This window comes from Pantoea sp. Cy-640, assembly GCF_011752635.1.
In the GTDB taxonomy this organism is placed as follows: Bacteria; Pseudomonadota; Gammaproteobacteria; order Enterobacterales; family Enterobacteriaceae; genus Pantoea; species Pantoea dispersa.
On record NZ_VWXB01000004.1, the window covers coordinates 108,017 to 130,944 of the forward strand.

Here is a 22,928-nt window from a genome sequence, read left to right on the forward strand (position 1 = left end):
ATGGTTGGGGGCAGGGAATGGAAAACGGCATGTCTGAGGCTCAATAATGAGTCTTGCCATGCTATATGCATAGAGCTCTAACCTTTGATGTTTATAGCCCTGTTAACCCTGCGGCAGCGCCCGCTCAAACCTTACGGTAGTGTCACTCTTACCTGTAATCCACAGATCTCACCCTGCGGGTTAAGGCAATTCGACAGCGCCACCTGCATCTGATGCTTCTGCGCCACGCTGCGCACGATCGATAATCCTAAGCCGCTGCCCTGCGCCTGGACATCCGGCGAGCGGGTAAAGCGATCGAAGGCGCGCTCGATAAACGACTCCGGCATGCCGGGGCCGTTATCGACAATATCCACCACCGTATGATGACCGACGCGGTGCAGCAGCACATCCACCAGGCTGCCTTCCGGCGTGTGCAGCATGGCGTTGCCGATCAGGTTATCGAACAGGCTGCGCAGATCGGAGCGGCTGGCGTGCAGACGATAGTGCGCGGTGCCGTTGAAGCCGATATCAATGCCGCGCTTGTCCGCCACCACCATCAGCTGCTCAATGCTCTCCTTCAGCAGGTCATCAAGCTCAATGGTCTCGACGCTGGCGACCACGGACTGATCCTCCTGGCGTGAAATATTAAGCAACTGCGTCACCAGATGGCGCGTGCGCGTGACGCCCGCTTCCAGCTGATCAAACTGGCGGCTGGCTTCGCCCGGCAGGATGTGCTGACGCAGGTTCTCCAGCTGTAATGTGACGGCGGTGACCGGCGTGCGCAGTTCATGCGCGGCATCCTCAAGGAACTGGCGCTGTGACGACCAGGCCGCGCGTAGTTTATCCAGTAGCGAGTTATAGGCATCCACCAGCGGCAGCACTTCGTCCGGCAGACCGTCCGGCGACACGCTGTGCGGATGCAGGGTTTCCTGCGCCGCAATCTGGCGCGACGCCACGCGCAGATCGCGCGTAATGGCCCGCACTACCAGCCAGATCACCAGCAGCGACAGCGGCATCATCAGGATGAGCGGAATGATGGCGGAGAGTACGCGTTTCACCATCAGGCTCTTCATGTAGCCGACGTTGTGCAGCACCTGAATATTGCCGATCTCGCTGCCCAGCTCGCCGGGTCGGGTGTAAACGCGCCACTGGCAGTCATCGCCGCAGTCGCCAACTTTTAAATCTGACCAGCCTTTTTTGCTCTGCAGGGGCGCATGCAGCGCCGGCCAGGAACTGGCGCGCAGGTGATTATTGGTGTCCCAGAGCTGAACGATATAGGTACTTTTCAGTTTCTCCTGCTGCATCACCATCGGCATCAGTGCCGGCATGCGCTGGCTGCTTGACCAGGCATCGGCAATTTTGGCGAGCTGGTCGTCCTTCATGGTGCCCATCATGTCGCCATAGCAGTGGTAGAAATACCAGGTGACACCGCCGATCATCGCCAGATGCAGCAGCACCAGCGTGGCCAGCAGTTTGTTGCGCAGCGACCGCATAAACGTAAAGGATCTCATATTGCCGGCACCCGCCAGCCCAGACCGCGCACGTTGCGAATCACTTCGTTATCGAGTTTGCGCCGCATGCCGTGGATCAGCACGTCCACGGCGTTGCTGGTGACCTCTTCGCCCCAGCCGTAGATGCGGTTTTCTAACTGCTCACGCGACAGGATCGCCCCCGGACGTTCCAGCAGCGCATAGAGCAGGGCGTATTCACGTGCGGTTAGCTGCTCGCGCTGGCCTTTGTACAGCACTTCACGCGTCATCATATCGAGCTGCACGTCGCCGTTGCCCAGCAGGGAGTCCGCCGCACCGTGGCGGCGTCGGGTGATGGCTCGCATACGCGCCAGAACCTCTTGCAGATCAAAGGGTTTGAGTAAGTAGTCATCGGCGCCGCTGTCCAGGCCCTGGATGCGCTGCTGCACGGTATCACGCGCGGTCAGCACCAGCACTGGCGTCATGTCACCGCGCGTGCGCGCACGCCGCAGCACATTGATGCCATCTTCACGCGGTAAACCGAGATCGAGCAGGACGCAGGTATAACCGCCTTCCTGCCAGGCGTTGCTGGCAAATACGCCGTCACGCACCCAGTCCACCGACCAGCCGGCGGCCTCCAGCGCCTGCTGCAGGTTGGCGCCGATCATTTCATCATCTTCTACCAGCAGCACACGCATGATGCCCTCCTGAATAACTTGTCGCAGTGTAGCGCCCGATAATTAGCGCAGAATTAACCTGGCGCGCTGTTTCGTCGGGAAAGCCGTTTTTTTGCTTGCTAATTCTGCGCTAATTTTCTGCTAATTAAGGGATAAATTTAACGCGCTACAGTGACGTCACTGGACATTTTACCGACGCCGGAGGAAGTCATGAATCAGCGCGAATTTATCCGTAGTTTGCTGGAGTGGATTGAAAAAAATTTAGGGCACGATCTGCATCTGGATGAAGTAGCACGCCGCTCGGGATATTCCCGCTGGCATCTGCAACGTCTGTTCCGTCAGCACACCGGTTTTTCCCTGGCAGAATACATTCGCCAGCGCCGGCTGACTGAGTCAGCGCTCACGCTGATCAACAGTGATGAGGCGATTCTGCAGGTAGCGATGAGCTACGGCTTTGATACCCAGCAGGCTTACACCCGCACCTTTAAAAATTATTTTCGCGTCACGCCAGGCCAGCTGCGGCGTCAGCGTCGCGTCGAGCCGGACCGCCTGCTGTTTCCGCTAGCGGTGGCGGTGTGACATCCCTCGCCCGATTTCCCGTGGCCGCTGCGTAACGGGAAATCGGGTGCGCATTCGCGTGTTTACTTTTAAGCTGCGGTTCTCACTCTTTCGAATCAGCCAGAGAACATGGACAACAGCGATAATCTCACCGCCATGATGCTGTTTGCACGCGTCGTTGAGCGGCAAAGCTTCAGCGAAGCGGCCCGTACGCTGGGGGTATCAAAATCGCACGTCAGCCGCGAAATCGCCCGGCTGGAGGTGCGGCTGGGTATCAAACTGCTGCAGCGCACCACGCGCAAAGTGGCGCTGACCGAGCTGGGCCAGGCTTACTATCCGTTCTGCACCCGCATGCTGGAAGAGATGCATCGCGCCGACGCGTTTGTGCAGCAGGTGCATCAGCAGCCTGCCGGCAACGTGCGGCTGCAGGCGCCGATCACCTTCGGCTGCCAGTGCGTGGTGCCGACGCTGAATACCTTTATCCGCCGTCACATTCACATCAACGTCGATCTCGAACTGACCACCAGCGACGATCCGCAGCCCAGTGCGGACGTGGCGATTGTGATCCGCGCACGTGCGCCGGAGGTGGCGAACTACCGCGAGCTGAGCAGCATTGACTGGGGACTATATGCGTCGCCAGCGTATCTGGCCGCGCATCCGGCCATCGATCATCCTGAACGTCTGATGCGCCACGATCTGCTGCTGTTTCACGGCCCGGCACACACGGCGGCGTTGCCGTTTCGCCGTGATAAGCAGCGCCTGGCGCTGGATGTGCACAGCCGCTTTCGCGCGAATAACAGCATGGCGCTGCTCAATGCGGCCCTGGCCGGAACCGGCGTGGCGTATCTGCCGGCCTATATGACGCAGGAGGCGCTGGCGCGCGGCGAGATTCAGCAGGTGCTGCCGGAATGGCAGATGGATCGCCTGCACAGTTACCTGCTGCTGAAAGAGCAGCCGCAGCCCTCGTCACCGATCACCTTGCTCTGCGACGCGCTGATCACCGCGCTGGGTGCGTCATGATTATTGTTTTCTGGCAACAATAGCGCGCTGGCTGGCAAATATCCGCTTCTCCCTGTTTTATGTGTGCTACCGCTGATAGCCTGCTAAAAAAGCCAAAAACAGGGATATCACTATGTCGCACTCTTCTATCGCGTTAGCGCCTGAGCAGCAACACTGGCGGCGCAATTTGTGGGTTTGCGTGCTGGGCTCGTTCAGTACTATCGTCGCCATGACCCTGCTGCTGCCCTTTCTGCCCCTTTATGTAAAGCAGCTGGGCGTGCAGGAACCGGCAGCAATTGCGCGCTGGTCAGGCGCCGCCTACGGTGCCACTTTTCTTAGCGCGGCGCTGACGGCACCGCTGTGGGGCAAACTGGCGGATCGCTATGGCCGCAAGCTGATGCTGATCCGCGCCAGCCTCGGAATGGCCGTCGCCATGTCGCTGATTGGTATGGCCACCGCGCCGTGGCAGCTAGTGGCGCTGCGCCTGCTGGCCGGCCTGCTCGGTGGCTATGCGTCGGGTTCCACCATTCTGGTGGCGGCGCAAACGCCGAAAGCGCAGACCGGCTGGGCGCTGGGCGTGCTGTCCTCCGGCATCATGGCCGGTAACGTGGTCGGCCCGCTGCTGGGCGGTGTGCTGCCACCGCTGATCGGTATCCGCCACACTTTCTGGCTCACCGGTGCGGTGATTTTTCTCGCGTTTCTCGCCACCACTTTTCTGCTGAAAGAAGCGCCACGTGCGGCGAAGAAAGCCGCAGCCGGGGAGGGTGATGAGCCGGAGGCGTCGATCAACCGGCCAGTGGTGCGGCTGATGTGGCTGTCGGGCATGCTGCTGATTTTTGCCAACATGTCGATTGAGCCGATTATCACGCTGTATATCGCGCAGTTTGTTCACGGCGATCATGCGGTGACGGTGACGGCCGGACTGGTGATGGCGGCCGCTGCGCTGGGCAGCATTCTCTCCGCGCCGCGCCTTGGCCGGCTGGCCGATCGCATCGGACATGCGCGCGTGCTGATTTATGGCCTGCTGGTCTGCGCGCTGCTGCTGATTCCGCAGGCATTTATTAGCGCGGCATGGCAACTGGTGGTGCTGCGTTTCCTGATGGGGATGGCGCTGGGCGGCCTGATGCCCTGCGTGACGGCGTTGATTCGTCATAATGTGCCGCAGCGGCAGGTCGGGAAAATGCTGGGCTATGCGACCTCAGCCCAGTATGTCGGCCAGGTGAGCGGCCCGCTGTTCGGTGGCTTTATCGGCGGCGCGTTTGGCATGCGCCCGGTGTTTCTCGCCACCTGTGTGATTATGGCGCTGTGCGCGCTATTGAATGCGCGGGTGCTGCGTAAACCTCAACCGCAGGATCGAGTGTAATGCCGACCGGCATATAAAAAAAGCGGGCATTGCCCGCTTTTTTACTTCAGTGCGAAAAATTACTTCGCATCTGGCAGCGCATAGGCAATCACGTAATCGCCCAGCTTGGTACCAAACGAACCGTGACCACCGGCCGCGATGACAACGTACTGTTTGCCATTCACTTCATAGGTCATCGGCGTAGCCTGGCCACCCGCTGGCAGACGCGCCTGCCACAGCATCTCACCGGTGTTGGTATCGAACGCGCGCAGGTAGTTATCTGCGGTCGCGCCGATGAAGAACACGTTACCGGCGGTGGTGATTGGGCCACCCAGCATTGGCATACCCATTTTGAACGGCAGCGGAACCGGTGCGCTATCGCGAACGGTACCGATACGTTTCTTCCACACGGTTTCGTTGGTCTTCAGGTCGATCGCTGAAACGTAACCCCAGGCCGGCTGTTTACACGGCAGACCAAACGGCGACAGGAACGGGTTCAGCTCGACGCCAAACGGCACACCGTACTGCGGCTGAATGCCGGTTTCGGTACCGGAACCGCCTTCTGCGCCCTGCGGTGGTTCAATCGGGTTGCCCGGACCGCGCGGAATCAGCTTAGACACAAACGGCAGCGCCATTGGGTTAGCAATCGCGATCTGACGATGTGGATCAACCGCGATGCCGCCCCACTCGAACATACCGAGGTTGCCCGGGAACACCAGCGTACCCTGCTCAGACGGCGGCGTGAACGGACCTTCGTAGCGCAGACGCTTGAAGATCACGCGGCACACCAGCTGGTCATACATCGTCGCGCCCCACATGTCCTTGTCCGTCAGGTTCTGCTTCGGACGGAAGGTCAGTTCGGAGTACGGCTGGGTCGGTGCCACGTGGTCACCTTTCGCCGCGCCCTGCGGTACCGGCGTCTCCGGTGCAGGCACGACCGGCTTACCGGTACGACGATCCAGCACAAAGATGTTACCGGTTTTCGCCGGGGCATAAATCACCGGTACGGTGTTGCCATCTTTGTCCGTGATATCGGCCAGCGTCGGCTGTGACGGCAGGTCCATATCCCACAGATCGTGGTGCACGGTCTGATACGACCACACCAGCTTACCGGTGGTGGCGTTCAGCGCCAGAACGCTGCTCGCGTAGCGCTCCTGCTCTGGTGTGCGGTTACCGCCCCAGATATCCGGGGTGGAAACGCCCATTGGCAGGTAAACGGTATCCAGTTTTGGATCGTATACCGCCGGCGCCCACGAGTTCGGCGAGTTCATGGTGAAGGTGTGTTCATCGGCCGGAATCGCGTTAGGATCTTTCGCGCCCGGGTCGAACACCCACAGCAGTTTACCGGTGTTGACGTCGAAGCCACGGATGGCACCAGACGGCTCACGGGTAGAGTAGTTATCGGTGACCGCACCAGCAATGACGATGGTGGTGTCAGTGATAACTGGCGGTGACGTAGGCTCATACTGGCCTGGCGTCTGTACCGGCTGCTTGTGCTGCAGATCCAGCTCACCGTTGTTGCCAAAGGATGGGCAACGGGCACCGGTATCGGCATCCAGCGCGAACAGACGACCGTCGTTCACTGGCAGGTAGATGCGGCGTGAGCACAGCGCAGGCTGGCTGTTGGCGGCATCGGCAGCGGCAGGCACTTCATGGTATGAAACACCGCGGCAGGTCACGTGCTGGAAGGTTGGATTCGGCTTCAGGCCCGGATCGAATTTCCACTTCTGCTTACCGGTCGTCGCATCCAGCGCAAACAGAATCTGGTGTGGCGAGCAAAGGTACAGCGTGTCGCGGATTTTAATCGGCGTCACTTCGTCAGTGATTTCACCCGGATCGTTGGCGGTTTTGAGATCGCCGGTCTGGAACTGCCAGGCAACCTGCAACTCTTTCACGTTGCTGGTGTTGATCTGCTTCAGCGGCGAGAAGCGGGTGCCCTGCTGGTCACGCGCGTAGGCTGGCCAGTCAGCATCGTTGATGTTACTCAGCGGCTGGGCCTGCGGGACGTTAGCGGCTTCCGGCAGGTTGCCATTCAGCTCCTGCGGATCGTGGAATACTGCCCACGCCAGCACCAGTACGCTGGCTACCAGCGCAACGGCCATCGCACCCAGCGCACCTTTACCCGCATGATTCAGGCCGCGATACACAAACGGCAGAATCAGCCAGATACCGAAGATCACCAGCACGTCGGTACGTGGTGCCAGCGCCCAGAAGTCGAAGCCGACTTCCCATACGCCCCACACCAGCGTTGCCAGCAGTAACAGGGCATACAGCAGCAGTGCGGAACCGCTACGGCGCCACAGCAGAACAGCGGTGATCAGCATAATCACACCGCCAATAACGTAGTACCAGGAACCTCCAATGGCGGCTAACCAAACGCCGCCAATCAGCATAAATGCGCCCGTCAGCAGTGCAAACAGCACCGTCAGGAAGCGAATTACGCCAAAAGATGAGGAAGCTTTCCCCATAATATTGACCTCTTTCTTTGCCATAAAATCAAAGGAAACAACCGATTAGGCTGTATCCCGACATAGAGTACGAAGTGACTTAAGGTGTTCTGTCAGTGCTTTTCCGTTAAGCAGGATGATCCCTTTGCGTTAAATTTTATCTTAAAAACGTTAACAGGTTTGATTTTTTTAGCGCTTTGCTCTTTTTATCAGGCAGTGACACGACATTTTATGAGGATATTGCGCCATCCTGTCCGGCGTAATCGGGTGATAACGCCGACGCGCAGAATTTTGTGTAAACGTTTACCCCGGGAAGAGCGGATGACAGTTCCGCTGCGTTTGCCAGCCGCTTAGCTGTAAATGCAGGTAATCTTCGGCCGGTAATTGGAGCTGGGGCGTACGTAATATTACCTCTGCTTGTGTTTCCCGCAGCGAAGCGAGCAGAAAAGGAAAGCTGAACTTGAGATAATTTTCGCGGAAGAAGTCATCGCTCAGAACAATACCGCTGAAGGGAAAATCGGTAATATTTTTCCACTCGGTTCCCGGCGGCGCGAGATCGTAAAGCCAGAAGGAAAAACGAGACGCCACAGCGCGTAAGGCGGATCCTGACTGACGTAAAGTGGCATAGTTGATCGCCAGCCTTACATTCTCATGTTGCAGGCTGGAATAATTATCCACGTCATGCAAAAAGGACATCACACTATTTCCCGCCAGTGGAATAATTATTAATCCCGCAGCATCCGCTGACTGATAATGTTGAGTAATTATCTCGCCTTCATGAAGTAATGCATCACGTTTCGGTACGCAATGCATTAAGGACGCTGAATAGCATGCGCCGATAGGTGTGCCGTCGAAGCGACAGACACGCTCAGTAACATAAGGATGGTATGAATTGTTTTCCATTTATCTCTATGAATAAATTAATGAACGATAGCGTCTTAATTATTATAAGGACGGGAAGACTGCTGTGATTATCACAGGGGGCAATATAGATCGATTCGCCGGCAAAGATCACCTTTTTTAGCTGTTTCTGATAAAGAGATAAAAAGAATTGGTCAGGCATTAATTAACGCTTTACTGAATTATCTGGAATGATTCGGCTATTTTCAAAGTAAAACAATCAGTCTGCTAATATTCAGAACGCCATGTATAACTGTCAATCCGGATAAGCACCTGTTTTTACAGCGCACATCCAGCCATTGCCTGCCCCGGTCAGTTATCGCACTCTATGGCGTGAAAAACATAAGGAAAGCCGATGGTGGCTTTTCACCAGGCCGGTGCCATGACGCCGGCCGGTTCTGCTTCAGGATGGGATAAAACTATGGGTTCACCGGTCACCGCAGCGGAAGATTCGCTGCTGCGACACAGGTCGTTCGTCGCCTTCTGGCTGGCGCGTACCTGTTCATCGTTTGGTTTTCAGATGTTCTCCGTGGCCGTCAGCTGGCAAATCTATGCGCTTACCCACAGTGCTATGGCGCTGGGCATGATCGGTCTGATGCAATTTTTACCTTCAGTATTGCTGGCGCTGCCGGCGGGTCACCTTGCGGATCAGTATGACCGTCGCCGCATCGTGCTGCTGGGGCAGCTGATTGAGTGGCTGGCGCTGCTCGGGCTGGTGGCGCTGACGCTGCTGCACTGGGCGGGCCGGATTGAAATCTGGGGTCTGGTATTCCTGATTTCGCTGGCCAAAGCGCTGGAGTGGCCGGCAATCACCTCAATGCTGCCAGCGTTGGTACCGCCGCCCATCCTCGCGCGCGCCATGGCGGCCAGCTCGGTGGGCGGTCAGGCGGCGGTGATTGTCGGTCCGACGCTGGGCGGCTTACTGTACGTGGCCGGGCCGGAGGTGGTGTACGGTGTTTCGGCGCTGTTCTATCTGCTGTCGATTGTGCTGGTCAGCCGATTGCGCTACGAACGACCGCCGCAGGCACGTATTCCGGCCAGCCTCAGCACCATGTTTGCCGGCGTCCGCTTCATCCGCGAACGCAAAGATGTGCTTGGGGTGATCTCGCTCGATCTGTTTGCCGTGCTGCTGGGCGGCGCCACGGCGCTGCTGCCGATCTTCGCCCAGGATATTCTCCATACCGGTCCGTGGGGGCTGGGCATGCTGCGCGGTGCCCCGTCGGTCGGGGCGCTGCTGGTCGGGGTGTGGCTCAGCCGTCACAAGCTGGAAAAGCACGTGGGCATGATCATGTTTGGCTCGGTAGCCGGTTTTGGTCTGGCTACGCTGGTATTTGCGCTATCGACGCAGCTGTGGCTCTCGCTGCTGGCGCTGGCGGCACTCGGCGGCTTCGATATGGTGAGCATGGTGATTCGCGGCGCGCTGGTGCAGCTGGACACGCCGGATGAGATGCGCGGGCGCGTCAATGCGGTCAACGCAATCTTCATTAATACCTCTAACCAGCTGGGGGAGTTCGAATCCGGCCTGTTGGCCGCATGGTTCGGTGCGGTGCCCGCAGCGGCGATTGGCGGTGTCGGCACCCTGGTGGTCGTGGCGCTGTGGATGGCGCTGTTCCCTCATCTGCGCAAACGGCAGAAACTGGAAAACGACAGTCTCGCCTGACGTTCGCGGCTGCCCGGCGCGGTGGCCGCGGCCAGGCACGCCGTCTGCCTCGCTATCTCACACAGTCAGGTTTGATTATTATTAATCACATTTGACTGTTTGTGAGCATGATCAAACTAATTAAGCGCCAGTTAATCTATAAATTGCCCTGCCTGTGCGTAAATTTATTCATTTTTGAGTGAAGTGAATCATTTTGCACGGTGCGGGGTAGCCAGCGCAGCGACGCAACAACAATAATCATGGCTGCCTCATTAACGGTGTGTGTGAAGCCCGGCACGCACCACGACCCTACGTTATCAATGAGGCGAACATGAAACAGTTCTCTGCAGAAGGGATGGTGATTATTGTCGGGATTGTCATTGCCTACATCCTGTTCACTACCTGGCTGACCTGGCGGTTGCGCAGTAAAAACAGCGGCGACTTCATGGCGGGTTCAAACGTGATGCCAGCGTTTGTGGTCGGCGTGATGCTGATGTCTGAATACATTGGCGCCAAGTCAACCATCGGTACGGCGCAGGCGGCTTTTGAGGATGGCTTCGCCGCGTCCTGGTCGGTGATCGGTGCCGCCATCGGCTTTCCGCTGTTTGGTATTTTGCTGGTCAAACGTATCTACAACACCGGCAAAATCACCATTTCCGGCGCGATTGCCGAGCGCTATGGCAACTCCACCAAAAATATTATTTCTATCATCATGATCTACGCGCTGCTGCTGGTGAACGTCGGTAACTATGTCAGCGGTGCGGCGGCGATCTCTACGGTACTAAACCTTGACCTCACCACGGCGGCGGTGATCACCGCGCTGGTCAGTACCTTCTATTTTATGTTCGGCGGCATGAAAGGCATCGCCTGGGTGACGCTGCTGCACAGCGGCCTGAAATATATCGGTATTCTGGTCATTCTCGGCGTGGCGCTGCACATGACTGGCGGCGTCAGCCCGATGATCAAAGAGATGCCGCACTTTTACTGGACCTGGGACGGTAACGTGGGCGCCAGCACCATTTTTGCCTGGATGATTGGCACCATCGGGTCGATCTTCTGCACCCAGTTTGTGATTCAGGCCATTGCCTCGACCAAAAGTGCGGCGTCTGCGAAGCGGGCCACCTGGGTCGCGTTCTTCTTCTGTATGCCGATTGCCATCGCCATTGCGCTGATTGGCGTGGCGGCAAAGTATCTGCATCCGGAGATCAACAGCCTGTACGCGCTGCCGGTGTTCCTGCAGGACATGAGCCCGTGGCTGGCAGGGATTGTCACCACTTCGCTGGTGGCATCGATTTTTGTCAGCGTCAGCACCGTGGCGCTGGCCATCGCTTCGCTGGTGGTGAAGGACTTTTATGTGCCATACCGTAATCCGACGCCGGAACGCGAATTTCGCATGACGCGCTGGCTGTCACTGCTGATCGGTTTCCTGCCGCTGATCTTCGTGCTGTTCGTACCGGAAGTGCTGAAGCTATCGTTCTTTACCCGCGCCATTCGCCTGTCAATTTCGGTGGTGGCGATCATCGCTTTCTACCTGCCGTTTTATAAAAGTACGCGCGGCGCGAACGCCGGCCTGATTGGTGCCTGCGTCATGACCTCGCTGTGGTATCTGCTGGGCGATCCGTTCGGCATCAACAATATGTACGTCGCGCTGGTCACACCGGCGGTGATCATGCTGATTGACCGCCTGATCCCGTCACGCCAGCCGCAGCGCAAAAATGCACCTGATTCATCAATGCAAAACAGTGGAGCCTGACATGACCGACTCAACCATTACCGTCGAACGTAACGGTAAGCTTCATCCGCACGCGCAGGACGCGCAGCAGCTCACGGCGATGCTGCCTTCGGTCTGTCCGCAGAACCACGCCGCTAATCTGCTGCCGTTACCGAACGGCGACCTGCTGTGCGTGTGGTTTGGCGGCACGCAGGAAGGCATCGCGGATATTTCGGTGTGGTGCTCGCGGCTGGCGCAGGGCAGCGCGCAGTGGAGCGATCCCTTGCAGTTATCCGACGATCCGGCGCGATCGGAACAGAATCCGGTGCTGTTTCTCGATCCCGAGGGCGTGCTGTGGCTGCTGTGGACCGCGCAGAAGTCCGGTAATCAGGACACGGCAATTGTGCGCTATCGCCAGTCACACGATTTGGGTCACAGCTGGAGTGCCATCGATACGCTGCTCGATCAGCCGGGCACGTTTATCCGCCAGCCGCTGGTGGTGCTGCCAAACGGTAACTGGCTGCTGCCGGTGTTCTATTGTCGCACCCAGCCGGGAGTGAAATGGGTGGGCAATGATGACATCAGTGCGGTAAAAATCTCCAGTGACAAAGGCCAGAGCTGGCGCGATGTGGCGGTGCCGGACAGTCTCGGCTGCGTGCACATGAACATTACGCTGCTGCAGGATGGCAGCCTGCTGGCGCTGTATCGCAGCCGCTGGGCTGATTATATCTACCAGAGTCGTTCGGACGACGGCGGTGAAAGCTGGAGCACGCCGCAGGCAACCGATCTGCCAAATAATAACTCATCGATTCAGGTGACTACGCTGCACAACGGCCATCTGGCGCTGGTGTTTAACGCCATGAGCGCACGTGATGCCAGCGAGCGTCGCCTGTCACTGTACGACGAAATCGAAGACGAAGATGACGCCGCGGTGGCCGTGGCGGCGCAGCCGGTGGTTCAGGGCGCACGCACCGCCTTCTGGGGAGCTCCGCGCGCACCGATGACGCTGGCTATTTCTGCCGATGGCGGAGTGAGCTGGCCGTGGCAGCGTAATCTGGATGAGGGGGACGGCTACTGCATGACCAACAATTCACAGCAGAAACTGAACCGCGAGTTCTCCTATCCCAGCATTAAGCAGAGCGCGGACGGCGCACTGCACATTGCCTACACCTATTTCCGCCAGGCCATCAAATACGTGCGCGTCGACGAACGCTGGGTGAGGGACAAAGCATGAGCCGCCACGCGCTGGTGACCGGTGTCAGTTCCGGCATTGGTGCGGCGATTGCCGATGAGCTGCTGACGCAGGGCTGGCAGGTCACCGGTTTTAGCCGTACGCCGGTAGAGAAAGATCATCCGGCGTTTACCTCCGTCAGCGTCGACCTGTTTGACGCCGGTCAGCTGAAACGGGCTTTGGCCGGGCTGGCGAAGGTGGATGCGCTGGTGCACGCGGCAGGCATGATGCTGGCCGCGCCGCTGGGTGAGCTGGAGGAAGAGCAGGGGGCGCGGCTGTGGTATCTGCACGTGCAGGTGGCGCAAATCATGGCCAACACCTTGCTGCCGCAGATGGGCCACGGCGATCGTATCCTGCTGCTCGGCAGCCGCACGTCACGCGGCGCGGCGAATCGCAGCCAGTATGTCAGCACCAAGGCGGCGATGGTGGGCATGGCGCGCAGCTGGGCCGCCGAACTGGCTCCGCAGGGCATTACGGTCAATGTGATCGCTCCCGGTGCCACCGCCACGCCGATGCTGCTGCAGCCGGACCGCGCCAGCTCGCCGCCGCAACTGCCGCCTATCGGACGCTATATCCATCCCGAAGAGGTGGCCGCGCTGGCTGGCTTTGTGCTGTCGCCGGCTGCCGCTGCCATTACCGGACAGGAGCTGGTAATTTGCGGCGGCGCGTCGCTGTAGCTTTATTCTCCAGCGTGCCTCTCCCATCGTAAAAAACAGGATGGGAGAGGCTGATTATGTCTCGTCTGCGAAAACTCCTGGCTTATCGTGCTACGCTTTCTTTGGGTTTACCAAAATGGTAATCTTTTCACCGTTTTGGTAAACCCAATTTTATTGTCTACATATTAAGTGGTTACGGAGTGTAGCGCTCCGCAGCAGAGAAGCGCGCAATGAATCATGATGTTCTTCAGGAAATAAACGCCGAACCACTTTTTCCGGTACAGAGCGATCAACATATTGTTTTTGGCGTTGACGGAAAGTTTAAAGCGCATGCGCTAATCACGATTCTGTCCATCATGAAACACGCCGGAGACCGCGTGTATCATTTCCATCTGATCTCGTCAGAACTGACACCGGCCGATAACCCCCGGCTCGCCAGGCTGTTTCAGGGATCGCGCCACGGCGTGACGCTGCATCATCTGCCGGACCAGCTGTTTGCCACGCTGCCGGTTACCGAACTTTTTACCCGTGCGACCTACTATCGCTTTCTGGCACCGCTGATTTTGCCGCAGGCGGAAAAACTGCTTTATCTTGATGCCGATATGGTGTGCATTAATCCGCTCAATGAACTGTGGCAGATCCCGACCGGCCCCGAGGCGGTTGCGCTGGTGGTCGGTGAAATTGCCTCGCTGCAGCCGGTGCTGGCGAAGAATGCCGGCTTGCGCGGCGAGCGCTATTTTAACGCCGGCATGATGCTGATTGATGTAGCGCAATGGCGCGCTGACAATATCAGCGAACGCGCGTTTACTTTACTGTCCGAACACGGGCGAAACTTCCAGTATCTCGACCAGGATGCGTTGAATATTTTACTGGAAGATAAAGTGACCTTTGTTTCTCCTCGCTTCAATACCCTGACCATGCTGGGCCATGACGATCGTGGCTATACGCTCGACGTGCCAGCGGAAACCTGCCTGATTCATTATGCCGGTGCGGATAAGCCCTGGCAGGTATGGAATCAACAGTTTGTGGTCCACCATTATCGCGATATTTATCAGGATTCACCGCTGTCCACCATGGCGTTTGACCAGCCAGCCAATGCGCAGCAGGCAAAAAGAATGTATAAGTCGCTTTTTCGTCAAAAAAGATGGTGGCAGGCCATGCTGTGGCGCCTGAAACATATCAAGATGAGGTATTGTTAAGTGCAAGCTCACGCTTTTCGCCAGCTGATGACGGGAAAAAATATTTACCAGCTCTGTTTTGTGCTGCTGAGTATCGCGCTGGCGTCGTCACTGGTGGTTGAAGCCTTACCGCGCAAAATATTCTATTTTTCCAGTTATCTGGTGGCTCTGTATTTAGTAATTCTGGCGGTGAAAAAACAGTGGCTAACAGATAAAACGGCCATAACGGTAGCGCTTCCGCTGCTGTTCATTGGGCTGGTCAGGCTCATCTGGGCAAAGATGTTTTCCCACGCTGAATTCAGTGACGTGGTGAATAACTACTTCCAGGGCGGTAAGCTGTTTATTATCGCGGCTTTTCTCAGCTATTTTATCGTCGCCTGGCGCCACTACCTTAGCCGTCCACTCCTGATAACCTGCAGCGCCATCTTATTTGTCGGGCTGCTGGTGACGTTAGGTTTCGCTATCAGTGAACACGCAAAAACGCTGACCCGCATCAGATTGCTGACCGATTCCGCCGGTACCGTCTCTTATCTGATTACCGCGCTGGCGCTCTGTACTTTGTACACCGGCCACCGGGTAATCACCCATCGCGGCGGACAAATGATCTTATTCAGCGCGGTTTTTGTCGTGAATATGATGCTGATGATTCTGACCGAGTCACGCGCCGGCGTATTAACCCTGCCACTGATTTATCTGGCCTGGTTTTATTTTACCCACCGCTGGGCGGGGAAAATTTCGCTGGTGGTGTTAGCGCTGTTTATTATCGTGGGCGCTTTATTTATGCCGGGCAGCGTCTGGCAGCGCTTAGACAGCATCCACAATGAAGTCGATACTTATCAAACCAACAACAACACCTCGATTGGTGCCCGTTTCTCTATCTGGAAAGGCGGCTGGCACAGCGTTTCGTGGTCGCTGCTGGGGCAAAGTCCGGATCAGCGTACGGCAAAAGCGCGGGAATACATCACGCAGCATGAACGCCACAATCCCGAAGCGTATAAAAACGTCATGTATCACCTGCACGATGATTTCCTTGAAACGCTTTCGCTGCAGGGGATCGCTGGCGCACTTTCCCTGCTGATTTTTTACCTGGTGCTGCTGATAGTAGCCGCACGCCGCGGCGTCGCCGGATTAACACTGCTGCCGCTGTCAATTATCATCTTTGGGCTGACCGACACGGTGTTAATTCAGAGTGGTTCGGTGCTAATCCTGGTGATGGCGATTATCATCAGCTATGCCATGATTCATCCGCCTGAGAAAGCATCGTCCTGATAAACCGGCGCTGGCATAGCGCCCGGTAGTTACAGCGGTTTGTTTAACTTCAGAGCCAGATATTTCTTTTTAAAGCTGGTTCTGATTTTACTATCGAAAAGAAAAGACAGCGGCCTGATTTTAGTGATCGCCTCAATAACCTGCTTTCTGTCGTCAGGATTATCCAGGGCTTGCCGATGTTTATGTGCAATATTAATCCAGTGGCAGGATAGCAGATTGCGATAGCGCTCCTGCAACACCTCATCCATATGCTGCGTTGCGCTCACTAAGAGTGAAATTTTGTGTTTATCCAGCTGGCTGGATAAACTGTTGCCGCGTTTAAAATAGAGATAAGGGCTCTGGCGGCTATAAGCGATTGCATCACTGCTGACCAGGATTTCCGGGAAAAGCCAGGCGTCCTCGTAGCAGGTATAATCCGGGAAGGGATGTGCCAGCAGCATGGTGCGCTTAATAAACTGACCGATAAAGTGCGCCTGCAAATCGCGATGGATCAGGAATTTTTCAATGGCCTGATGCCGTGACAGTGTTTCCGCCTGCAGGCCCTGCCACGTGATGTGCTGAGGCCGGGATTCATATACCTCATTAAGCGCCGTGAACAGTGCATCCGGACGATGGCTTTTCAGGTAGCGGACAATATCGGCGAGGGCGTCGGCCAGCAACTGATCGTCGCCATCCAGCATCGTAATATATTCACCGCTGCACTGCTGAACGCCAAAATTACGCACCCGGCCAATGTTGCGGTAATCAATATTAAATACTTTCGCCTGCGGATGCCGCCGGGAAAAATCATCGAGTAACGCTGCTGTGTTGTCGACGGATGCGTCATTGATAAGAATAAATTCAATATACTGCTCAACACCATGACAGGCCTTTTCTAAACTCGCCAGCGTGTCAGGCAGAAATTTTTCACTGTTATGGGCCGTTAGCAACACACTGATTAAATAGTCAGGAACCATCATTTTTTAAGTCAACATCTAAGGCTGGAATGCCGTCAAGCATACTACAAGTGGCAATTTGAGGGGAGGGCATTGACGCAGCGCAGCCCTGCGCCTCCTGCCACCGATCAGGCACATTTACGACTGATACAATAATGCGTATGATTCTCATTCCTTTTTATGCTTCCTGCTCGCGCAGGTAACCCATCGGTCCTTACCGGAGACAGCAATGACTTCATCATTACGCCCGCGCGCCACCGCGCTGGCTCTGGCGCTGCTGGCAGCCATGAGCCTGAGCGCCTGTCAGGCGCCGGCTAAAAAATCAGTAGCGCCTGCCGCCGCGGCTAAGCCAGCGGCAGCGGAGAAGGTACAGCAGCGTGAACTGGGCGACGGCCTGTATGAAATGGCCTATGTGCCGGGCGATCCGGCTGCGCTGTATGTGGCCAGCGCGCAGGCGTTTAAAACCGTCAACGGTGGCGTGCTGTATCGCCTGGATGCCCGCACGCTGGCAACGCTGGGCGAAACCCACACCGATCTGAAAAACTTTGGCATGACGGCTTCACCGGACGGCAGCGTGCTGTACATTACCAACACGCTGGACGGGGGCGTGACGAAAGTGGACGCCAGAAGCGGTAAAGTGCTGCAGCGTCTGCTGTTTGGCCTGAAAAACGACAAAGGCAATCCGGTTGGCGCGCGTGAAATCCTGCTGCATGACGGCCTGCTGTACATCGGTGCGATTGAGAATCCGGCGATGATTTGGGTGGTCGATGCGAATACGCTGCGGCTGAAAACCACCATCAAAAACGCCGGCAAGTGGGTGACCGGGTTGCTCTATTCGGCGTCAACCGACCGTATTTACGCGGCGAACGGCAGTGGCGAAGTGCTGGTGATCAATCCGCGCAGTCACAAAATTGAGCAGCGCTGGACGCCAGGCGATGGCAAAGAGTATCTGCTGCTAAATCTGGCCGAAGATGCCGCCAATGGCCGCCTGTACGTCACTGATAATTCTAAGGGCAAAACCACGCTGGTGTTCGATGAGCGCAGCGGTAAGGTGATCAAACGCCTGGATGTCGGCGATTCGCTTGGCATCAAATTCAATGCGAAGCGCAACGAGATTTACATCAGCCAGCGACTCGGCGGCAAAGTGCTGCAGCTGGACGCGACGACCTACGCAGTGAAAAATAGCTGGACGCTGCCGACCCATCCTAACAGCCTGCTGGTGTCGCCAGATGGTCAGACGCTGTACGTGACGGTGAAGCAGGGACTTAATAAAGATCGCTCGCCGCAAGGGCCGGATAGCGTGGTGCGGATTACGCTGGATTAACCGCGCTGGATTTAATCGCGGCGCGAGGGATCGCGCCGCAGATAACCCGTGCTGAGCAACGGGTTACGTCATCCATTACGCCACGCCGTTCACCAGCAGTACGCGGTAGTTGGCGCCTTTCAGGCGATGCGCTTTGGCTTCCTGGTAGGCCGGGCTGAAGTACCAGGCTTTGGCGGCCTCGGCATCTTCAAACTGCAGCACCACCACGCCTTCAGCATCGCGCCCTTCCAGTACCTCCAGATCGCCGTAAAAAGCCAGTGGCGTGATGTGGTGATCGCCACGCGCCGCGCCGGCTTTCTGCGAATAGGTGGCCAGCTCGTCTTTGTCCAGCGTTTCGTCTTTAATCATAACGACATATGCGGCCATTATTGTTCGCCTCGCGCCTGACGCTTGTCTTCAGTATTGGTATCAAAATCGCTCGCATCGTGCCGTTCCAGCAGCTGATCCTGCGGCTCGGCGCCAAATGCCCGGTTCACTTTACGCCCGCGGATCACCGCCGGACGGTCGGCAATCTCTTTTGCCCAGCGCACCACATTTTTGTACGACTGCACATCGAGGAATTCGCCGCCGCCGTACTGGTTGTTCAGCACCAGATTGCCGTACCACGGCCAGGTTGCGATATCGGCAATGGTATATTCGTCGCCGGCGAGGAAACGGTGGTCCGCCAGCTGGCGATCCAGCACATCAAGCTGACGTTTGGCTTCCAGCGTGAAGCGGTTAATGGCGTATTCTATTTTTTCTGGCGCGTAGTGATAGAAGTGGCCGAAACCGCCGCCAAGGTAAGGCGCGGATCCCTGCAACCAGAACAGCCAGTTCAGGGTTTCCGTGCGGCCCGCCACGTCAGAGGGAATAAAGTGGCCGAATTTATCTGCCAGATAGAGCAGGATATTGCCGGATTCAAACACGCGCAGTGGCGGCGTGATCGAGTGGTCGCGCAGCGCCGGAATTTTTGAGTTGGGGTTAACCTCAACGAAGCCGCTGGAGAACTGATCGCCGTCGCCGATGCGGATCAGCCAGGCGTCATACTCCGCTTCCTGCACGCCGAGCGCCAGCAGCTCTTCCAGCAGGATGGTCACTTTCAGGCCGTTTGGCGTCCCCAGCGAATAGAGCTGCAGCGGATGCTTACCGACCGGCAGCGTTTGCTCATGCGTCGGCCCGGCGGTTGGACGGTTAGTCTTTGCCCCGTTACCTTTGGCTTCCGGGTCCCAGGTCCAGACTTTCGCGGGCTGATACTGATTTTCCGACATAATGCGTTCGCCTTGTTGTGAGAAGATTTTTGCTGCTACTGAGTGTAGCAGCACGCTATCACGCCGATTTAACCGCGCTGGCGATAAAAGACAAAGTCGAATCAGGCAAAATTCTCTTGCGTAAACAGCATAAAGTCGACTTTGCCGGGCTGATAGGTCTCTGGTTGCTCACCCTCTTCCAGATGTCGCAGCAGCAGCGTCAGCGCCAGTTGTGCGTGACGCAGGGTGTTTTGATCGAGCGTCAGCGTCAGCACGCGTTTGGCCAGCAGCTCACGGGTGGTTTGGTAAAGTTCGTGCGTCACATACACCACCTTGCCGCACAGCCGGTGGCGCGCCAGCGCTTCGTGAATCTGCGTGTTGCCCATGCCGGTATTGTACAAGCCGACAATCTGCTGCGATGCGGCCAGCGTTTTCTCCAGCAGCCGGCTGATGCGCTCGCGCTCGTCCTGGCCTGCGATGATCTCCCGCAGCCGCAGATGCGGGAAACGCTCCGCCAGCACTGCCTGAAACCCTTCGATGCGCAGACGGTGCGCGGCGTAATCAGCGCGACCGCTAACCAGCACCACATCTCCCGCCACGGGCAGCATGCTGCCGAGCATCAGCGCGGCGGTGCGTCCGGCCTTCAGCTGATCAACACCGACATGACACAGGCGCGGCGCATCAGGCAGATCGGCCACCAGCGTAATGACCGGTACGCCACGCGCTTTACAGGCCTCAAGCGCCGTGTAAATCAGCGGATTTTCATGGGCGAAAACAATCAGCCCGTCCATCTTTTTGCTGCTGGCTTCGATATGCGCCGCCAGCTTTTCGGGCGCATGCTCCGGAATCAGCGTGCGGTGCAGCCGCAGGCGACGATAGCCGAGCTCATCAGCCAGCCGGGCAAAATCCTGCGCCAGCTGTTGAAAGAAGAAGGAACCGTTACCGCTCAGCAGCACCTCTATCTGCCACGCGTGGCGGTGCTCCTCCGGCAGGATGCGTTTCAAACCCGCTTCGCGCGCCGCCAGTAAAATCTTTTTCGTCATCGCGGGCGACACGCCGCCCCGGTCGTTCAGCACCCGATCTACCGTGGCGACGCCCACGCCCACCCGCTTAGCCAGTTCGGCCAGCGTCATTGTTTTCATCTGAGTGAATTCCATCAAAAACCGCGTTCAGACAGCCTGCCAGAAAGCGATATTTTGACAAGACCGACGATGCCGAAGTGTGAGCAACAGGAGCGTTATCATGCGCAGTGCGCAACGTTTTGCCTTGATTGGCTGTGGATTTATTGGCCAGGTGCATGCCGCAAACCTGGCGCGCCATCCCGGCGCTGAGCTGGCGCTGGTGTGCGATATTGACGCCGCGCGCGCCGCTGCGCTGGCAGAGCAGTTTGGGGCGCGGGCCGCCAGCGTGCCGCAGGCGCTGAGCAGTAAGGCCATTGATGCGGTGCTGATTGCCAGTGCGACGCCGACTCATGCTCCGCTACTGGAGCAGGCGGTGCTGGCGGGCAAAGCGGTGTACTGTGAAAAACCGATCGATTTGTCGCTGTCACGCGCCCGGGAAGTAGTAGCCAGCATCTCCCCGCTGCAGGTGCCGGTGACGGTAGGCTTTAATCGGCGTTTTGATCGCAGCCATGCACAACTGAAAGCCCAGCTGCAGCAGGGCGTGATTGGACGCAGCGAGCTCATCCAGATGGTGTGCCGCGCCTCTGAACTGCCGCCGCTGAGCTATCTGCAGGCGTCCGGCGGACAGATGCGCGACCAGGCCATCCACTTTTTCGATCTGCTGCGCTGGCTAACTGAGGATGAAGTGGTCACCGTGGGCGCGCTCGGTGCCGCGCTGGCGATGCCGGCGATCCGCGACATTGACGTCGATACCTCGGTGCTGATTATGCGCCTGCAGCAGGGTGCGCTGGCGCAGCTCGATAATGCCCGTCGTACCGCTTACGGTTATGACGAGCGCATCAGCGTGATGGGCAGCCTGGGCATGCTGGCGTCGGAAAGCCAGGCGGTGCGCGGTGCGACCCTTTATCAGGGGCAGCACATCCGCCAGCCGGGACTGTATGCGGACTGGTTCAGCCGGGTACAGGAGACCTATTACAGCCATCTCGATGCGTTTGTGCGCCATCTTGGCGGCGAGAAAGTGGCCGGTCTGCCGGGGCTGATTGACGGGCTGCGCGCGCAGGCCATCGCGGAAGCGGCGCAGCTGTCGCTGACGCGCGGCGAGTTTGTTGAGGTGGAGTGGGTGACGGTTTAATGGGGAGTGGGCGATGGCGTTTGCCCTCACCCCAACCCTCTCCCGCAGGCGGGAGAGGGAGCTGATTGTGCGCCTATCTGTCATTAGCGGGAGAGGGGGCTGATTGTGCGTCCCTTTATCGCTGGCGGGAAAGGGGGTGATTGTGCGGGCGATTTACAGATTCAGCAGCTCGCGCTCAATCAGCTCGCGGGTTTCCACCGCCTGATACTTCATCTTCTCCGGATAGCCAAACAGCGCGGCGGAGATAATCGACTCGCCGCCCACTTTATAGTGGCGGTTAGCGAAATCCATCTCGCGCAGCGCTTCGAACAGCGCGTCGAAATTCACCTCACCTTCGCCAACGGCCACGTGCTGGTGGATGGTGGCATCGACACCCGGCGGGTTAACGATGTAGCGACAGTGTTTGGTGTGGTTCATGGTATCGGCAATCAGCATGTGCGACAGATCGTCGCCAGCGTAATGCAGCATACTCTTCACGTCGCCTTTGCCCTTGTCATAGTAGAACGTATGCGGTGCGCTGTAGATGTATTTGACGTTGTCGCTGCGGAACGACTTGACGATATCGGCCGTTTCATTGCTCTCTTCGCAGAAATCCCACGGATGCGCCTGAATTTCCACGCGAATCCCTTCACGCTCGAAAATCGGCAGCAGCTCGTCCATTGAGCGATAGAACATCTCTTCGCAGATTTCGGGCTCGTTCGGGTTACCGGAGAGCTCGGTATTGATCACCTGCACGCCCATCTCCACGGCAATCTCAATCATTCGCTTCCAGTTTTTCACCGCCGCCTGGCGCCGCAGCTCATCCGGTCCCGACCAGCGATAGACGGTAATAAACGAGGAGATTTCCAGTCCGGTAGCGTTGAGCGCATTTTTGTACTCGCGCATGATCTCCCGGCTGGCTTTCGGGTGTTTATAGAACGGATTGATCTGCGGATGCGGCGACTGTTCAATGTATTTATAACCCCACTCCGCGACCTGATGCACCATACGCGTGATGCCGAGATCGCGGATAACATCCACATCAAAAGCGATTTTCATTGTTGTTCTCCTGCGCGTTACGTTACCCACCACCGCAATCGGCGGCTGGTGTCGCGTCAACTATAAAAACAGCCCGGCACCGGCTCTAATGCTTTGC

Annotated in this window: 20 protein-coding genes; 11 read left to right on the forward strand and 9 right to left on the reverse strand. The window is 57.4% G+C overall.

All coding sequences use genetic code 11. The features are described 5' to 3' along the window. Window positions 1-131: 131 nt before the first annotated feature. Entirely contained in the window at window positions 132-1,490 is a 1,359-nt protein-coding gene (locus F3J36_RS12000; protein ID WP_166719779.1) for a HAMP domain-containing sensor histidine kinase, read from the reverse strand. Next, window positions 1,487-2,146, reverse strand: coding sequence for a response regulator (locus F3J36_RS12005; protein WP_021507795.1), 660 nt, complete (start codon window positions 2,144-2,146; stop codon window positions 1,487-1,489). The genes F3J36_RS12000 and F3J36_RS12005 overlap by 4 nt, the downstream gene beginning before the upstream one ends. A 189-nt stretch (window positions 2,147-2,335) precedes the next feature. Here F3J36_RS12005 and F3J36_RS12010 point away from each other — a divergent pair, with 189 nt between their 5' ends. The 3 genes from F3J36_RS12010 (at window position 2,336) to F3J36_RS12020 (ending at window position 5,045) form a co-directional block, all read left to right on the forward strand. Beyond that, a complete protein-coding gene (locus F3J36_RS12010; RefSeq protein ID WP_021507794.1) occupies window positions 2,336-2,704 on the forward strand; it encodes a helix-turn-helix domain-containing protein in 369 nt (122 codons plus the stop codon). Window positions 2,705-2,812: 108 nt separating this feature from the next. Continuing rightward, window positions 2,813-3,703: a LysR family transcriptional regulator gene (locus F3J36_RS12015; protein WP_058770045.1), complete on the forward strand. Its 891-nt coding sequence runs from the start codon at window positions 2,813-2,815 to the stop codon at window positions 3,701-3,703. A gap of 112 nt (window positions 3,704-3,815) precedes the next feature. Then, window positions 3,816-5,045: an MFS transporter gene (locus F3J36_RS12020; protein WP_166719780.1), complete on the forward strand. Its 1,230-nt coding sequence runs from the start codon at window positions 3,816-3,818 to the stop codon at window positions 5,043-5,045. Between the two features lie 59 nt (window positions 5,046-5,104). Here the strand turns inward: F3J36_RS12020 and F3J36_RS12025 are convergent, their stop codons facing one another. Then, window positions 5,105-7,492 carry a glucose/quinate/shikimate family membrane-bound PQQ-dependent dehydrogenase gene (locus F3J36_RS12025; protein WP_058770114.1) on the reverse strand — a complete coding sequence of 796 codons (2,388 nt, stop codon included), beginning with the start codon at window positions 7,490-7,492 and terminating at the stop codon, window positions 5,105-5,107. A gap of 282 nt (window positions 7,493-7,774) precedes the next feature. After that, complete coding sequence (locus tag F3J36_RS12030) at window positions 7,775-8,374, reverse strand: hypothetical protein (RefSeq protein ID WP_166719781.1); 600 nt, start codon at window positions 8,372-8,374, stop codon at window positions 7,775-7,777. A 418-nt stretch (window positions 8,375-8,792) separates the two neighbouring features. On the opposite strand from F3J36_RS12030, the gene F3J36_RS12035 reads away from it, so the two are divergent. The 6 genes from F3J36_RS12035 (at window position 8,793) to F3J36_RS12060 (ending at window position 16,055) form a co-directional block, all read left to right on the forward strand. Next, on the forward strand, window positions 8,793-10,031 hold the full coding sequence (locus tag F3J36_RS12035; RefSeq protein WP_031279748.1) for an MFS transporter: 1,239 nt from the start codon (window positions 8,793-8,795) through the stop codon (window positions 10,029-10,031). 310 nt (window positions 10,032-10,341) lie between these two features. Further along, on the forward strand, window positions 10,342-11,763 hold the full coding sequence (locus F3J36_RS12040) for a sodium:solute symporter family protein (RefSeq protein WP_058759283.1): 1,422 nt from the start codon (window positions 10,342-10,344) through the stop codon (window positions 11,761-11,763). A gap of 1 nt (window position 11,764) precedes the next feature. Next, on the forward strand, window positions 11,765-12,955 hold the full coding sequence (locus F3J36_RS12045; RefSeq protein ID WP_166719782.1) for an exo-alpha-sialidase: 1,191 nt from the start codon (window positions 11,765-11,767) through the stop codon (window positions 12,953-12,955). Then, complete coding sequence (locus F3J36_RS12050) at window positions 12,952-13,629, forward strand: SDR family NAD(P)-dependent oxidoreductase (RefSeq protein ID WP_166719783.1); 678 nt, start codon at window positions 12,952-12,954, stop codon at window positions 13,627-13,629. The genes F3J36_RS12045 and F3J36_RS12050 overlap by 4 nt, the downstream gene beginning before the upstream one ends. Before the next feature lie 209 nt (window positions 13,630-13,838). After that, complete coding sequence (locus F3J36_RS12055; RefSeq protein WP_166719784.1) at window positions 13,839-14,807, forward strand: glycosyltransferase family 8 protein; 969 nt, start codon at window positions 13,839-13,841, stop codon at window positions 14,805-14,807. Further along, window positions 14,808-16,055 (forward strand): O-antigen ligase, encoded by a 1,248-nt coding sequence (locus F3J36_RS12060; protein WP_260467682.1) that lies wholly within the window; start codon window positions 14,808-14,810, stop codon window positions 16,053-16,055. It abuts the gene before it with no gap. Between the two features lie 29 nt (window positions 16,056-16,084). Here the strand turns inward: F3J36_RS12060 and F3J36_RS12065 are convergent, their stop codons facing one another. Next, complete coding sequence (locus F3J36_RS12065) at window positions 16,085-17,014, reverse strand: glycosyltransferase family 2 protein (protein WP_058780863.1); 930 nt, start codon at window positions 17,012-17,014, stop codon at window positions 16,085-16,087. 205 nt (window positions 17,015-17,219) lie between these two features. On the opposite strand from F3J36_RS12065, the gene F3J36_RS12070 reads away from it, so the two are divergent. Further along, window positions 17,220-18,314: a YncE family protein gene (locus tag F3J36_RS12070; RefSeq protein WP_021507782.1), complete on the forward strand. Its 1,095-nt coding sequence runs from the start codon at window positions 17,220-17,222 to the stop codon at window positions 18,312-18,314. Window positions 18,315-18,389: 75 nt separating this feature from the next. Here the strand turns inward: F3J36_RS12070 and F3J36_RS12075 are convergent, their stop codons facing one another. From F3J36_RS12075 to F3J36_RS12085, 3 genes are all read right to left on the reverse strand, one after another. Beyond that, a complete protein-coding gene (locus tag F3J36_RS12075) occupies window positions 18,390-18,680 on the reverse strand; it encodes a DUF1330 domain-containing protein (protein ID WP_021507781.1) in 291 nt (96 codons plus the stop codon). Next, complete coding sequence (yghU, locus tag F3J36_RS12080; RefSeq protein ID WP_166719785.1) at window positions 18,680-19,561, reverse strand: glutathione-dependent disulfide-bond oxidoreductase; 882 nt, start codon at window positions 19,559-19,561, stop codon at window positions 18,680-18,682. The genes F3J36_RS12075 and yghU overlap by 1 nt, the downstream gene beginning before the upstream one ends. 101 nt (window positions 19,562-19,662) lie before the next feature. Continuing rightward, entirely contained in the window at window positions 19,663-20,682 is a 1,020-nt protein-coding gene (locus F3J36_RS12085) for a LacI family DNA-binding transcriptional regulator (RefSeq protein WP_166719786.1), read from the reverse strand. A gap of 100 nt (window positions 20,683-20,782) precedes the next feature. On the opposite strand from F3J36_RS12085, the gene F3J36_RS12090 reads away from it, so the two are divergent. Further along, a complete protein-coding gene (locus F3J36_RS12090) occupies window positions 20,783-21,793 on the forward strand; it encodes a Gfo/Idh/MocA family oxidoreductase (protein WP_166719787.1) in 1,011 nt (336 codons plus the stop codon). Window positions 21,794-21,946: 153 nt separating this feature from the next. Here F3J36_RS12090 and F3J36_RS12095 read toward each other — a convergent pair whose 3' ends face one another. Further along, the gene (locus tag F3J36_RS12095; protein ID WP_021507777.1) at window positions 21,947-22,831 is read right to left on the reverse strand and encodes a sugar phosphate isomerase/epimerase family protein; all 885 of its coding nucleotides are present in this window, start codon (window positions 22,829-22,831) and stop codon (window positions 21,947-21,949) included. Window positions 22,832-22,928 lie beyond the last annotated feature (97 nt).

Coding starts and splice junctions, on each gene's coding strand:
- F3J36_RS12000 (WP_166719779.1), bottom strand. CDS start 1,490: ATGAGATCCTTTACGTTTATGCGGTCGCTGCGCAACAAACTGCTGGCC.
- F3J36_RS12005 (WP_021507795.1), bottom strand. CDS start 2,146: ATGCGTGTGCTGCTGGTAGAAGATGATGAAATGATCGGCGCCAACCTG.
- F3J36_RS12010 (WP_021507794.1), top strand. CDS start 2,336: ATGAATCAGCGCGAATTTATCCGTAGTTTGCTGGAGTGGATTGAAAAA.
- F3J36_RS12015 (WP_058770045.1), top strand. CDS start 2,813: ATGGACAACAGCGATAATCTCACCGCCATGATGCTGTTTGCACGCGTC.
- F3J36_RS12020 (WP_166719780.1), top strand. CDS start 3,816: ATGTCGCACTCTTCTATCGCGTTAGCGCCTGAGCAGCAACACTGGCGG.
- F3J36_RS12025 (WP_058770114.1), bottom strand. CDS start 7,492: ATGGGGAAAGCTTCCTCATCTTTTGGCGTAATTCGCTTCCTGACGGTG.
- F3J36_RS12030 (WP_166719781.1), bottom strand. CDS start 8,374: ATGGAAAACAATTCATACCATCCTTATGTTACTGAGCGTGTCTGTCGC.
- F3J36_RS12035 (WP_031279748.1), top strand. CDS start 8,793: ATGGGTTCACCGGTCACCGCAGCGGAAGATTCGCTGCTGCGACACAGG.
- F3J36_RS12040 (WP_058759283.1), top strand. CDS start 10,342: ATGAAACAGTTCTCTGCAGAAGGGATGGTGATTATTGTCGGGATTGTC.
- F3J36_RS12045 (WP_166719782.1), top strand. CDS start 11,765: ATGACCGACTCAACCATTACCGTCGAACGTAACGGTAAGCTTCATCCG.
- F3J36_RS12050 (WP_166719783.1), top strand. CDS start 12,952: ATGAGCCGCCACGCGCTGGTGACCGGTGTCAGTTCCGGCATTGGTGCG.
- F3J36_RS12055 (WP_166719784.1), top strand. CDS start 13,839: ATGAATCATGATGTTCTTCAGGAAATAAACGCCGAACCACTTTTTCCG.
- F3J36_RS12065 (WP_058780863.1), bottom strand. CDS start 17,014: ATGATGGTTCCTGACTATTTAATCAGTGTGTTGCTAACGGCCCATAAC.
- F3J36_RS12070 (WP_021507782.1), top strand. CDS start 17,220: ATGACTTCATCATTACGCCCGCGCGCCACCGCGCTGGCTCTGGCGCTG.
- F3J36_RS12075 (WP_021507781.1), bottom strand. CDS start 18,680: ATGGCCGCATATGTCGTTATGATTAAAGACGAAACGCTGGACAAAGAC.
- yghU (WP_166719785.1), bottom strand. CDS start 19,561: ATGTCGGAAAATCAGTATCAGCCCGCGAAAGTCTGGACCTGGGACCCG.
- F3J36_RS12085 (WP_166719786.1), bottom strand. CDS start 20,682: ATGAAAACAATGACGCTGGCCGAACTGGCTAAGCGGGTGGGCGTGGGC.
- F3J36_RS12090 (WP_166719787.1), top strand. CDS start 20,783: ATGCGCAGTGCGCAACGTTTTGCCTTGATTGGCTGTGGATTTATTGGC.
- F3J36_RS12095 (WP_021507777.1), bottom strand. CDS start 22,831: ATGAAAATCGCTTTTGATGTGGATGTTATCCGCGATCTCGGCATCACG.